Raw genomic sequence first — 13,465 nt, 5'->3', positions numbered from 1 at the left:
TGAACTACCCCTTAGACGGTTTTCTATCAAAATGGATGTACGACGAAGATTAAGATTTCCCAATAAAAACAGATAAAATCCCCGCAGCGATAAGTGGACCAACAGGAACACCTCTCAGCAACGCAACACCAGCGACAGTTCCGATCAATAAGCCTGCGATGACATCGGGTTGGCTGGTCATGAGTTTCATACCACGGCCTCCCAGCCATGCAACCAATAATCCGATAGCAATGGCGATTAAAGACTTCACACTGATAAAAGATTTTAAAATATTCTCGCCACTTATTTTCCCGCTAGCGATAGGCGCAAGCACGCCGATAGTAAGAATAATAATTCCAATGTTTAGGCCATGTTGTTGGATATAAGGGAAAAATTGTTCTAACGGTGTGAGTTTTACGAGTATCAGTACCCCAGTTGCAATCGTCACCGCAGTATTATGACTAAAAACACCAACAGCGAGTAAGATGAGCAGAACCAATAGATTGATATCGAGTTGTGAAAACATATCGCCGTCATTTATAAATAAAGTTGAATTGTATCGCAATTTATCAGGCTGCTCTTTAATAAATTACATGATCGCAAAGTAAGCGAATCCTGTGAAAAACCTTGAATATGCCGTTATTAAGATTTTACTGCATGGTGGTCGTGCATTTTTGCTTGATAAAGTTGATCAAACTCGTATGCAAGGTCAGCAAGTGTCGTTGCTTTTAATTTTGCTAAAAGAATATTTTGTGCCTGTTGCATTGCATCTTCTAAGGCTGCATTTACAACACGTTCGACACCACACTCTGGATTTTGTCTTTCATTACCCATAGCAAAAATTGTTGGCTCACCCACTGCATTATAAATATCTAGTAAAGTAATTTTCTCTAAATCGGCGATAAGATGCCAACCACCCTTAGGTCCTTTTTCTGATTGGATAAAACCCGCGGTTTTCAATCCAGCCATCGTGCGTCTAACGACCACTGCATTGGTTGATAGCATATTGGCGATCTCTTCCGAAGTAAAAATTTTATTCTGTCTGGCCATGTGAAGCAGTACATGAAGCATACGAGAAAGCTTGCTGTCGATACGCATAAGATAAAAAATCAAATGTTGAAATGGATTATTAATGTAACATTAAAAGTTGCAAATATAAATGAAAAGTATTAATGTAACTTTAAAAGTTACTTAATGGTGTTGAAATGAATTATGATGTTGCAATCATTGGAGGGAGTTATGCGGGCTTAGCGGCAGCGTTACCTTTAGGACGAGCGAGAAGGCGTGTGGTGGTCATCGATGCAGGGCAGCGCAGAAATCGTTTTGCAGATCATTCACATGGATTTCTCACGCAAGATGGTACTGCAGCGAGTGAAATAGCTCAGATCGGAAAGCAACAATTACTTCAGTATAAAACTGTAGATTGGATGGATGGATCCGTCAAACGGATTGAACGGAAAGAAGATAACTTCCATCTTTGTATTGATGGAACACATGCAGTCAGCGCTAAAAAGATCATTGTAGCAACAGGTGTGAAAGATCAACTACCTGAAATCAAAGGACTTGCGGAGCGGTGGGGCAAAAGTATTTTTCATTGTCCTTATTGTCATGGCTATGAACTCAACCAAGGACGTATTGGTCTTATTGCCAGCTCAGAAAACGCTGCGCACATGGCGATGATGTTGCCTGAATGGGGGAGTGTGACTTTCTTTTTAAATGGACAAAAAATCGAGGCAGAAATACAAGCACAACTTATTGAGCGCGGTGTCATTATTGAACAACGAATCATTAAGGAAATCGTGGGACAAAGTGAGATTATTCTTGAAAATGAAGAGCATCTTTCAATGGATGGTATTTTTGTCACAACTCAATGTTTAATTTCACAAGACTGGATAGCACATTTAGGCTGTGAAATAGAAAAAAATGTAATGGGTGAGGTGATTAAGACCAATGCGCTAAAAGAAACATCCGTGGCTGGTGTTTTTGCCTGCGGGGATGTAGCACGATTGGGTGGTTCTGTATCACTTGCTGTTGGGGATGGAACAATGGCGGGTGTGGCAGCACACCGATCACTGATATTTTAATTAAAATTTAAAGGTCATTTTCCATGAAAAATATGGAGATGACCTTTGATTGATTTTATATTTAAGCTAACTTTCTGTTTGCTTCATATTGATAGCTCACAATTTGTTCATCCCAAAATTGTTGCCATAAATCACAGTACTCAAAACAAATTTTACGAATAGATGTATAGTCGGCTTCAGTACATGCTTGAGCAAGGACAAACCATAAATCATCTTCGTGATCATCGTCTGCGGCTTCAGATGTTGCATCATGTGAGACGCCATGCACGTGATAATATCCGCTGCTCACATCAAAGCCAACCGAATGGGTTGCTTGACGAAGCGCCGGACTAAATAAAATGACTTCTTCTTCAGCAACAGCTAAGAGTGCGGTAACTGCGCGATAGCAATGAAAGGAGTTTTCTAGATATGCACGAACTTTTTGTGCGATGATTGAAGGTAAATAGTTATTGCGTTCCGCTTGAGTTAATTCAAAATCATCAAGGACGTCTTCAAATAATGGATAATGTGCATATTCTGGATTTCCAGAATAATATTCATCTTTATCGAGTGCAGGGCGGAAACCAAACTCATCTAATATATTAAGATTTAATAAAAAACGAGGGTACATTTTGGAACCAGATAATAGTCGAGGTTCTAATTGTTTTGTTTGGAATTGCGCCATCAGCAAAGCATCGGTAAATACCTGTACGATTGCATGGCGATATTCTAAATGAATGTGTTTTAAGGTCTCCTTATCAATTAAACCGTCATTTAGAAGTTGGATTGCAGGATGTTTAGATACTGGATGATTTGAAATTTCTGCTCTTAATGTCTTCAGAAAATTCAAATTGTTGTTCCATACATCGGCAGAAATACTATTTTTCATTCCGTCTATAGCTTTCTGTCTAGGGTTGTCAAAGTTTTCAATTTTTTTTGGCATAGTTTTTTACTCAATGAATTAATAAATATTATTGCTTTTCCAATGGTATAGTTCGATTTTTTTGGTTGCTTATGAATATAACTATTGGCCCAACCAAAGATATTTTTATTGGATAAATTAAATATAAGATGAATTTTTTGTGAAATCAATTTTTTCAATAAGCTAAATAATCTCAATTTAGATTGATAATTAATCAAAAGTGCACTAAAAGGTGAATTAATGCACAATATATTTTAATTTTTTTAGAAATAGAAAGATTTTTTTACAAATCAGCTTGTTTATAACCTCATTTTTGCTTAATTTATAAGAGAGATAATAAGGAAAAACCTATATTTTCTGTAATGATCTTAAAATAATATGAAAAAGCATGGTTGCCAGAATTGTCCAGCTTATAAACCATGCCTAAATAATACATTAATTTTTTTTAAAGAATTCTAAAAAGGATAATAAAATGTCAAAAAAAGAAGATATTATTGCAACGGCTCTAAACCTCTTTAATCGTCATAGTTTCAGTTCGGTAGGCGTAGATCGAATTATTGCTGAGTCCAACGTTGCAAAAATGACGTTCTATAAATACTTTCCTTCCAAAGAAAATTTGATCGAGGAGTGTTTATCTCGAAGAAATAAAAGTATTCAAGAAGCGATTGAGCAAGAAATTAACTTACTCAAAGAAGATGATTACTTGGGTAAAATTAAAGCGGTCTATTTTTGGCACTTAGGTTGGTTCAATTCCGATGACTTTCATGGATGTATGTTTCAAAAAGCATCCCTGGAAATCTTACAACAATACCCATCCATTATCGGTCCAATTGTAGCGTATAGAGAATGGTTAATGGGATTGCTTGAGGATTTGTTCGAAAAGGCAAAGGTTGACCAACCGCATGTAATGACATCTATGTATATAAATATTTTAGATGGCATGACAGCTTATGCAAAAGTAAGCAAAGATCATACTGAAATTGAAGAATGTTGGTCTTATATTGAACGATTAATTACTTTGGATGCAGCCTAAGTCATCATTTTTAACTGATTTTTTATTTTCCATGAATTTAAGCTAAATAAAAGAAACCGAGTCAATTGACTCGGTTTCTTTTAGATCTCATCTGAAAATTACTTTTCAACAAATGCACGTTCGATCACATAATCGCCCATAACACCCATACGTGGTGATTCGACTAAACCATGCTGATCAAGTAGCGCAGCCACATCTTTTAGGAAAGCTGGGCTACCACAAAGCATGGCACGGTCAGTTTCACGATTAAAACGAGGTAAACCGATTTTTTCAAACAGTTCACCAGTCTCAATCGCTGTTGTTACACGACCTTGAGTGTGGAACGGTTCGCGCGTTACAGTTGGGTAGTAAATCAATTTATCTTTGATCCCTAATTCTTCAAAGAACTCGTGATTCGGAAGCTCATTTAGGATTAAGTCTTGGTAAGCAAGTTCTGAAATATAACGTGTACCATGTACCATGATCACTTTCTCAAACTTTTCGTAAGTTTCTGGATCACGAAGCAGAGAAAGGAATGGCGCAAGTCCAGTACCAGAAGATAAAAGATATAAATTTTTACCTGGTAGCAAATCATCGTGTACTAAAGTACCTGTTGGTTTTTTAGAAATCAGGATTTCATCACCTACTTGTACTTTTTGTAAGATCGAGGTGAGTGGACCATCTTGTACTTTAATTGAGAAGAACTCTAACTCTTCTTCATAATTTGCACTTGCGATCGAATAAGCACGCATTAAAGGCTTACCATTCACTTCAAGTCCGATCATCACGAACTGACCATTTTTAAAACGTAGGCTCGTATCGCGTGTTGTTTTAAAGCTGAAAAGAGTGTCATTCCAGTGGTGAACATGAGTAATGCGTTCAACGTTAAAAGCAGCCATTAAAGGTCTCGATCACATATAAAAGAAACAGATTGCTATTCTAATCTAAAATCATTCTCGATAAACTGAATATATTTAATTGTGTTTATCAGAAAAAGTGATGAGTAACTCTGTAATGATGCCGATAATCGGTTATATGCATTCTCCTTATCGTGAGAAATTTGGCATCCCAAGGCAGCCGAACTTAGTGCAAATCGAGTCGTACATAGAGATGGTTGAACCTTATAATGAGATTTTGGCATTTGAGGGAATAGATGACTTTAGTCATTTGTGGTTGCTGTGGCAGTTTCATGAAAATAAACAAAATGATAGTGCTCCGAATCAAACGACTAAATTTCGTGCACAAGTCCGTCCGCCGCGTCTCGGGGGCAACCAAAAAATAGGTGTTTTTGCGACCAGAAGTATGTATCGGCCATCGCCAATCGGTTTGTCTGTGGTTCGTTTTCTTCGTGTTGAAAAGCACGGCAAAGTGATTCGTTTGTACGTCACAGGTAGTGATTTATTACATGGCACCCCAATTTTTGATATTAAACCTTATATTCAATATTCAGATGCAATTGAAGACTCGATCAGTGGTTATGCACAAGATGAGCCGATCCGTAAGAATGTCATTTGGGCAGAAACTGCTTCGCTACAGCAAAAACAACTGTTAAATCAGGCTATTCTAGATAAAAAGATATTGGATGAACTTGAACAAGTGTTATCTTTAGATCCTCGTCCAGCGTATCAAGAAGATACTGAGCGGGTGTATGGGATGTGTTTCGCTCACTTGAATATTCGTTTTACAGTCGATGAAAAGAATGTCACAGTGGTGAGTGTAGAGCAGTCCAATATAATTTAATTTAAAAATATAAATGATTCATAAATTTGGGGAAATTACGGTCATGCAAGCTGAGGCAAAATTTACGAACTTTTCTTTTACGATTGATGTGACTTGGTGCTTAGAGCAACTGCAAAAAGATGGTCGTATTACTGAACGAGATAAGTTGTTAATCCAAACCACACATCGTCAAAAAGAACAATTGAAATGGCATCCCTTACAATGGATTGCCAATTTTAATTTAAAAGATCAGTTAAGTCCTGCTGCAACGCTAACTCTGCATCGTTTGTGTCAGTGGTTGGCGGAAAAAGCGGCTTTGCCCATGTTTGTGATTGATCCATTAAAAGCGGATGTTGCTGCTTTAACCAGTGTGATGTCGCAAGAGTTCGCTGTTAGAAATCATATTTTGGCTGTTGAAGTACATGCTGATCGTATTTTGATTGGTACGGATCAGCCCTTTACATCGGAATGGGAAAATAACTTACAGCGTAGTTTGGCGCCTAAAAAGATTGAGCGAGTTTTATTAAATCCTGAACAGTTACAACGATATTTACACGAATATTATCAAGTCAGTCGTGCTGTAAATTCGTCACAAAATACCAGTGCTTTTGATCGTGATAATAAAGGTGTTGAGGCTCTATTACAGTTAGGGGATACGCAAACTCCTGATGCGAATGATCAACATATTGTGAAGCTAGTGGATTGGGTGCTGCAATTTGCCTTTGAACAAGGCGCAAGCGATATTCACTTAGAACCACGAAAAGACAAAGGCAAGGTGCGTTTTCGTATCGATGGTGTTTTGCATACCATTTATAATATGCCTGCAAACACTCTGACTGCCGTGATTTCTCGGATCAAAATCTTAGGGCGAATGAATGTCGCAGAAAAAAGAAAACCTCAAGATGGCCGTTTAAAAACACGGACACCAAAAGGGCAAGAAACTGAATTACGTCTTTCAACCTTACCTACGGCATTTGGCGAAAAGTTGGTAATGCGTATTTTCGATCCAGAAGTCTTGGTTCGCAGTTTTCAGCAGCTTGGTTTTGAGGGGCACTTATTACAGAGCTGGCAAGCACTGACTCAGCACAGTCACGGTATTATCTTAGTGACGGGGCCGACAGGTTCAGGTAAAACCACGACGCTTTATTCCTCTTTAAAACAACTGGCAACAGAACAAGTCAACGTCTGTACGATTGAAGACCCGATTGAAATGCTTGAACCGAGCTTTAACCAAATGCAGGTAAATCCCAATATTGAACTGGGCTTTGCTGACGGGGTTCGCGCCCTAATGCGACAAGATCCCGATATTATTATGGTCGGGGAAATTCGTGACCATGATACCGCCAATATGGCAATTCAAGCTGCATTGACAGGGCATTTGGTATTATCAACACTACATACCAATGATGCACCATCAAGCTTAACCCGCTTACATGATTTGGGTGTACAGCCATTCTTAACCGCAGCCACGATTCTTGGTGTGCTTGCACAGCGTTTAGTGCGTCAACTGTGTCCACACTGCAAACAAGAAACCGCAATCAATGAGCAGGAATGGGAACACTTAACATTCGACTATATTATGGATATGCCAGCGACCATGTATAAAGCTGTCGGTTGTGAGGTATGCCGCCAGACTGGCTATAAAGGGCGAGTGGGTATTTATGAGTTTATGCCTGTAAGTTTGGAGTTGAAAACACAGATTAGTGCAAATGGCACATTAAATGATTTGAAAGCTCAAGCGAAAAAAGAAGGGGTTGAACCTTTAAGAATCGCGGGGGCACGTAAAGTCATAGAGGGTGTAACGACTTTAGAGGAAGTGCTAAGAGTTGTTCCTTTAAATTAATACTATTATTTCAAGCAAAAAAAAGCAGTACGCGCTGACATACTGCTATTCCCACGTTTTTTTATTCTCTGATTTTTATTATATTACTTGGTTAAAATCAGGCGATTGTTTCGAGTCAAGCGTAAGCGGTATTCTTCTCCAGCATGCATGATGCGTATTTCACGTCCTAAGGCAAAAAGGTTGTTCGAGTGCAGCATTGGCAATGATTGTGCTGAATCTGTGCTGCGTGTAAAAAGGCTGAATGGTGCGTTCATTTGTTATACTCCGTGGTATGTCTTTTAATGTTTTAAATGATAATCATTATCGAATAAGCCTGTCAACGTAAATTTTTGACTATTTACAAAATCATTTATTATTTTTATTTTGCAAGTGTGAAAGGCTTAACAAATTACTTAAAATTGCTGCATATAGATGAGGAATATAAGACTTTGATGTCAAAGAATACAGTTGATGTTGCGATCGCAATTTTATTACATAGGTCAAAAGTGTTGGTGGGATGGCGACAGGCAAATCAACATCAAGGCAATAAACATGAGTTCCCAGGTGGGAAGGTTGAGCAGGGTGAAACGCCTGAACAAGCGTGTCGTCGTGAAATATACGAAGAAGTCGGTATAGGCATAAAAAACTGGCATGTTTTTGATGTGATACGACATGAATATGATGATGTGATCGTTCATTTACATTTATTTCATGCTTATGTTCCTGATGAGCTGCTTGATCTGATACACCAACCATGGACTTGGTATCGTCGAGATCAGTTAGCAGAGCTTAACTTTCCTAAAGCGAATACGCAGATTCTTCAAAGGTTAATGTGGCCGAACCTGATTAAAGTCAGTTCGGAACTTATGGCGCTGCCTGAAAGTGATTGTTTGTTGTATTGGCGTATACAGCCGCAAGATGTTGATCAAATCGAAGCACAATTATTGGCTTTATCGGATGAGCAACTTGCAAAATTAATCCTTAACTTTGATATTTGGCAGCAGTTGAATGTCGTAATTCAAACGAAAATACAAACGATTCATCTAAAACAATCACAATTATTGAGTTTGAAAAAAGCTGAATTACCTGTCGGAAAGCGTTTGATTGCTGCTTGTCACGATGCGGTGTCTTTACAACATGCGCAGCAAATTGGTTGTGATGCGGTGTTCTTAAGCGCTGTAAATTCAACGGATACACACCCTGATGCGAAAGTGTTAGGGTGGAGTGGTTTTGAGCAGTTAGCCAAAAATAGTGATATTCCAGTGTTTGCTTTGGGTGGTGTTGCGCCCGAAGATTTAGAAAAAGCCCAAAAACATAATGCTTATGGGCTTGCTGGAATTCGCCAGTTTGAATCAATAAATTGAATCGCTGCTTAAAGCGCCTGAATCGCTTTTCTCGCTTCTTGGGCTTTAACGGGGTGGTTACGTGCTTCACTCGCACGTAGCACGATTAACCAGAGTTGCTTCTTCATGCTATTGCTCTGAGCATAACTTAAGCCACGACGAGCCAGTGCTTCTGCATTGGCATATTGTTTACGCTGATCTGCGATTAATCCTAAATATAAATAGGTTTCCGCAGCTTGTGGTGCGATGCGTTGCGCTTGAAGTGCAAAACGTTCTGCATCCGCAAATTGCTTTTGCTTATACGCTGTTTGGGTTTTTTGCATTAGCGTTCTAAAAGCCGGTAGCTGAGAGCCGTCATTACTAAATTTTTGTTGAACTTTCTGTTCAGGCACAACGATAACTGGAACAGTTTGTCGTTTAATCTCTTTTTGCTCATAAGGCGTGATTTTGACGCCAGAAGAAGGTGGCGTAACCTTCTTCTGGCTATCAGTTGCCTTCGCCGGTGGTGTTTGAGGTGCTGGGCGCTCTGGTGTTGTCGTACAACCAGTGAGTACCAGTATCCCAATAGCAAACGTTGCTTTCTTAATCATGTCCAACCATCCTTTTAGATTAGTTCTCACCGTTATAACTACCGCTAGAAATAACGCGTGTAGAGGTGTGATTGGATAAGTCAGTATCCATTTGGTTTTCAGTCTCACGAATATAATTACTGATGCTGTCATCATCAGTTGTTCCATCATTTTGAGGCATATAGGTCGGCTCAACTTCGTAATGCGATTGACCGCATAGTGTTGCACGGCGTGGTACAGTTTGACGAAGCAGTGGAATATACATCGCACCTTCACAGCCTTGAGCAGATAAATCACCACTGGTACGATCAATCCATTGCCATTGTACATTGTCTGTTTGACGCAAGTTGACAGGTTCTTGGCGCAGTTGTTTCATGACATTGGTCCAAACTGGCAATGCACCTGAAGAACCTGTTAAGCCCGTTACTTTGTTATCGTCTAGACCTAACCATACAACCGCAACATGATTGCCTGAATAACCTGCAAACCATGAGTCTCGAGTATCGTTTGTGGTACCTGATTTGCCAGCAAGATTTAATGATTCAGGTAAGCTACTGTAGGCTGATCTGCCTGTACCTGAGCGCATTACTTGTTGTAAACCGTAGTTTAAAATATACGCGGCTGCCGGGTCGATGGTTTGTTGAACATTTAAACCATAACGGTCGAGTAAACGTCCTTGCGCATCAACCACAGTACGGATAGAGCGTGGTGGATATTTAAAGCCACCTGTTGCAAAGTTGCCATAAATGCCTAGCACTTCCATCGGTGACATATTGACGGCACCCAAATAAATGGATGGATATGCTGGGATATCTGAGCTGACACCAAATTGCTTTAACTTATTGCTAAATGTCGATAGACCAAACTCATTTGCTAAGCGCACGGTAGAGAGGTTATACGAATTTGCCAAGGCTTGTTGCATTGGCACAATTCCATTTTCATTACCACTATAGTTCTTTGGTGACCAACCTTTACCGCCATCAATCGGAATATTTACCGCAGTATCTTCAATCGGACTCGCCCAAGTATAGCGACCAGATTCAATGGCATTGAGATAAATGACGGGTTTCAAGAGTGAACCCACCTGACGTTTCGCATCAAGTGTTCGGTTAAAACCGGTAAAATCCTGTGTTGAACCCACTGCTGCAATCAGTTCACCATTTTCAGGGTGTGCCACTAAAACAGCGCCTTGCAAATTCTTCAAACGTGCTGGGTTTCTTTGTGCTAAACGCTCGACCGAATTTTTAAACACGTTTTGAACTTTGGTTTGTGCAATCGGGTCTAAGGTGGTGAAAATTCTTAAACCTTGATTAGTGATATCACTTTCTTGATATTCAGTTCGCAATTGACGACGTACAATATCAAGGAAATCAGGGAATTTTGCAGGCCCAATCGTAGGTTTACTAATTACATTTAAAGGACGGGCGATTTCGTCTTGATATTCAGATTCTGTTAGATAACCCATGACCAACATGTTATTTAACACGACATCACGGCGTTTTTTTGCATTTTCAGGGTTGCGCCAAGGGTTATATAATGATGGACCTTGTACTAGACCAACCAAGAACGCTTGTTGTGAAATATTAAGCTCACGTAATGGCAAGCCAAAATAAAATTGTGAAGCGAGACCATAGCCATTAATTGAATAATTGCCATTTTGACCTAAATTTACTTCATTCAGATAGGTTTCAAGAATTTCATCTTTGCTGTAGTGAAACTCAATTAATAAAGCCATCAGGGCTTCATTTACTTTACGTTTAAGTGTTTTTTCAGGGGAAAGATAAAAGTTCTTCACCAATTGTTGCGTTAAAGTCGAACCACCTTGGCGTCGACCTCCTGTCGCATTACTGACCAGAGCACGAGCTGTTCCTCTGACAGAAACACCATGATGATTATAAAAGTTACGATCTTCCGTCGAAATCAATGCTTCGATCAATGTTTTTGGTACTTTATCTAATTTGATCAGTACGCGATCTTCATTGTGTTGCGGATAAATACCGCCGATCAATAGTGGTTCTAAACGAGCGATCCCTGTACTTGAGGGCTTAGTCGAACGGATATCTCCAACACGATCACTTGAGAAACCAATTTCTAGTACCTGTTCAGGTTCAGTACTGTCACCATAGTCAAAACCACGGGTATGCACATACATCTGGTTGCCTTGTGTAACATAGCTACCTGATTTTTCATAGTTTGACGTGTTTTTATAACCCAGTAATTTCAATTCTTGGATGAAATTTTCTTGAGTAATAGGTGCATTCGCATAAATTTCTAATGGGCGAGCAAAAACCTTAGCGGGGATGTCCCAGCGCTGGCCTTCAAACTTATTGCGAATAATACTATCCAAGCGAATCAAATAGATGCTAAAGGCAACAAAAATACCAATCACTAAAATTGAAAAAATTAGTGTTATAAAACCAATACCACGTTCACACTTCATAGATTTGCGTTAAAACCAAAACAATGAGGGTAATGATGCGATAGCTTATCAGTAATTTGCAATCATAAAACTGTGAATAAATAGCAACATGCAATAAAAAATTCAGAAACTATTGATATTCATCGTATAAAAATAAGCAATAGACATTTTTATACTTTTTAATCAATCATCAACGCAACATTGATTGTTAGTGATATGATAGGCAGGAATCGCAGCGGAGCCAAATTTTTCGTGCAAATTTCACATAAATCCTTTCGAAATATTGGTCTAATTGGGCGACCAGATAAATATTCTGTTGTAGAAACGTTATGTTTAATCCATGATCATTTGATCACTTTGGGTTTAAATCCTGTTTTTGATCAGGAAACATCTAAACTTGTACCTTATAGCCATGGGCAGACCGTAAGCCGCAACCTGCTTGGTGAGGTGGTCGATTTAGTGATCGTAGTGGGTGGAGATGGGTCGCTATTACATGCTGCTCGTGCACTAGTTCGACACAATACTCCAGTCATTGGAATTAACCGTGGTCGATTAGGCTTCTTAACTGATATCAAACCTGCTGAAGCGATTTTTAAACTTGATCAAGTTCTACAAGGTCAATTTCAATTAGATCGCCGTTTTTTACTGGAAATGGAAGTTCGTACCAACGGTGAAACGATTTATGATGCGATTGCATTAAATGATGTAGTTTTGCATTCTGGCAAATCGGTTCACATGATTGATTTTGAGTTAAATATCGATGGACAATATGTCTATCGTCAGCACAGTGATGGTTTAATTGTTGCGACCCCTACAGGTTCAACTGCATATTCGCTTTCAGGTGGCGGACCAATTGTACATCCGAGTATGGATGCAATTGCTTTAGTACCGATGCACCCGCATACATTATCCTCTCGTCCCATCGTTGTCGGTGGACAAAGTGAGATTAAAATCGTTATTAGAGAAAATCGTGTTTTACCAATGGTGAGCGCCGATGGTCAACACAGTGTTGCACTAAATGTTGGGGATAGTGTGCATATTCGCAAACATCCGTTTAAACTTAGCTTATTACACCCGCCCGGTTATGACTTTTATATGGCATGTCGTACCAAATTGGGGTGGAACCAAGACTTTGAATCTTTTCAGCAGGACGACTCATGAATATTGAACAAATGCTCGCTATTTTAAATCCTGAGATTGTTGAGCGTCTAAGAACTGCCGTTGAAATTGGTAAATGGCCAAATGGTATTGCTTTGACCAAAGAGCAGCGCGAAATTTGTATGCAAGCTGTTTATGCGTGGGAAATGGAAAACCTTCCAGAAGAGCAGCGTAGTGGTTATATCGACCGTGGTACAAAAGAAGAAGGCGAGGAATGTGATGATGACCATCACAAAAATGAACCTGAGTTTAAACCGATTCGATTTGTGTAAACCGATTGTCTAAAAAATGCTCCTAAATATTAAGGAGCATTTTTTTATTGTTCTTTAAATTTATTGACGATATTTAGAGATTGTGAACAATTTCTTTATCGTCTTTATCGTCTTTATCGTCTTTATCGTCTTTATCGTCTTTATCGTCTTTATCGTCTTTATCGTCTTTATCGTCTTTATCGTCTTT

The 13,465-nt window shown here is 39.1% G+C and carries 14 protein-coding genes; 7 read left to right on the top strand and 7 right to left on the bottom strand.

Features of this window, described 5'->3' with window-relative positions:
• Positions 1-49: 49 nt before the first annotated feature.
• Together F903_RS12190 and F903_RS12185 are read right to left on the bottom strand one after the other, a co-directional pair.
• Complete coding sequence (locus tag F903_RS12190; protein ID WP_004670724.1) at positions 50-505, bottom strand: DUF441 domain-containing protein; 456 nt, start codon at positions 503-505, stop codon at positions 50-52.
• Positions 506-621: 116 nt separating this feature from the next.
• Positions 622-1,077, bottom strand: a complete 456-nt coding sequence (locus F903_RS12185; RefSeq protein ID WP_005197402.1) for an Rrf2 family transcriptional regulator — start codon at positions 1,075-1,077, stop codon at positions 622-624.
• Positions 1,078-1,184: 107 nt separating this feature from the next.
• On the opposite strand from F903_RS12185, the gene F903_RS12180 reads away from it, so the two are divergent.
• The gene (locus F903_RS12180) at positions 1,185-2,063 is read left to right on the top strand and encodes an NAD(P)/FAD-dependent oxidoreductase (protein ID WP_005197399.1); all 879 of its coding nucleotides are present in this window, start codon (positions 1,185-1,187) and stop codon (positions 2,061-2,063) included.
• A 61-nt stretch (positions 2,064-2,124) separates the two neighbouring features.
• Here the strand turns inward: F903_RS12180 and F903_RS12175 are convergent, their stop codons facing one another.
• Entirely contained in the window at positions 2,125-2,985 is an 861-nt protein-coding gene (locus F903_RS12175) for a hypothetical protein (RefSeq protein ID WP_005197398.1), read from the bottom strand.
• 451 nt (positions 2,986-3,436) lie between these two features.
• On the opposite strand from F903_RS12175, the gene F903_RS12170 reads away from it, so the two are divergent.
• Positions 3,437-3,997, top strand: a complete 561-nt coding sequence (locus F903_RS12170) for a TetR/AcrR family transcriptional regulator (protein WP_005197396.1) — start codon at positions 3,437-3,439, stop codon at positions 3,995-3,997.
• A 98-nt stretch (positions 3,998-4,095) separates the two neighbouring features.
• On the opposite strand, the gene F903_RS12165 is transcribed toward F903_RS12170, so the two are convergent.
• The gene (locus F903_RS12165; RefSeq protein ID WP_005197395.1) at positions 4,096-4,875 is read right to left on the bottom strand and encodes a ferredoxin--NADP reductase; all 780 of its coding nucleotides are present in this window, start codon (positions 4,873-4,875) and stop codon (positions 4,096-4,098) included.
• A 100-nt stretch (positions 4,876-4,975) separates the two neighbouring features.
• Between F903_RS12165 and tsaA the strand changes: the two genes are divergently transcribed.
• Both tsaA and F903_RS12155 read left to right on the top strand, forming a co-directional pair.
• Positions 4,976-5,716, top strand: coding sequence for a tRNA (N6-threonylcarbamoyladenosine(37)-N6)-methyltransferase TrmO (gene tsaA, locus F903_RS12160; RefSeq protein ID WP_034595054.1), 741 nt, complete (start codon positions 4,976-4,978; stop codon positions 5,714-5,716).
• Positions 5,717-5,759: 43 nt separating this feature from the next.
• Complete coding sequence (locus tag F903_RS12155; protein ID WP_005197393.1) at positions 5,760-7,538, top strand: type IV pilus assembly ATPase TfpB; 1,779 nt, start codon at positions 5,760-5,762, stop codon at positions 7,536-7,538.
• An 83-nt stretch (positions 7,539-7,621) separates the two neighbouring features.
• Here the strand turns inward: F903_RS12155 and hemP are convergent, their stop codons facing one another.
• A complete protein-coding gene (gene hemP, locus F903_RS12150; protein WP_004670732.1) occupies positions 7,622-7,792 on the bottom strand; it encodes a hemin uptake protein HemP in 171 nt (56 codons plus the stop codon).
• Between the two features lie 177 nt (positions 7,793-7,969).
• On the opposite strand from hemP, the gene F903_RS12145 reads away from it, so the two are divergent.
• Positions 7,970-8,881 carry a thiamine phosphate synthase gene (locus tag F903_RS12145; RefSeq protein WP_005197391.1) on the top strand — a complete coding sequence of 304 codons (912 nt, stop codon included), beginning with the start codon at positions 7,970-7,972 and terminating at the stop codon, positions 8,879-8,881.
• 8 nt (positions 8,882-8,889) lie between these two features.
• Here the strand turns inward: F903_RS12145 and F903_RS12140 are convergent, their stop codons facing one another.
• Positions 8,890-9,450: a tetratricopeptide repeat protein gene (locus tag F903_RS12140; RefSeq protein WP_005197390.1), complete on the bottom strand. Its 561-nt coding sequence runs from the start codon at positions 9,448-9,450 to the stop codon at positions 8,890-8,892.
• Positions 9,451-9,469: 19 nt separating this feature from the next.
• Positions 9,470-11,869, bottom strand: a complete 2,400-nt coding sequence (gene mrcB, locus F903_RS12135; RefSeq protein ID WP_005197389.1) for a penicillin-binding protein 1B — start codon at positions 11,867-11,869, stop codon at positions 9,470-9,472.
• A 231-nt stretch (positions 11,870-12,100) separates the two neighbouring features.
• Between mrcB and F903_RS12130 the strand changes: the two genes are divergently transcribed.
• Together F903_RS12130 and F903_RS12125 are read left to right on the top strand one after the other, a co-directional pair.
• Positions 12,101-13,009, top strand: coding sequence for an NAD(+) kinase (locus tag F903_RS12130; RefSeq protein WP_004670736.1), 909 nt, complete (start codon positions 12,101-12,103; stop codon positions 13,007-13,009).
• Complete coding sequence (locus F903_RS12125; protein WP_004670737.1) at positions 13,006-13,278, top strand: YeaC family protein; 273 nt, start codon at positions 13,006-13,008, stop codon at positions 13,276-13,278. The genes F903_RS12130 and F903_RS12125 overlap by 4 nt, the downstream gene beginning before the upstream one ends.
• Positions 13,279-13,465: the final 187 nt, after the last annotated feature.

This window comes from Acinetobacter sp. NIPH 298, from assembly GCF_000369505.1.
GTDB lineage: Bacteria > Pseudomonadota > Gammaproteobacteria > Pseudomonadales > Moraxellaceae > Acinetobacter.
This window is presented reverse-complemented; position numbering and strand designations above follow the sequence as displayed.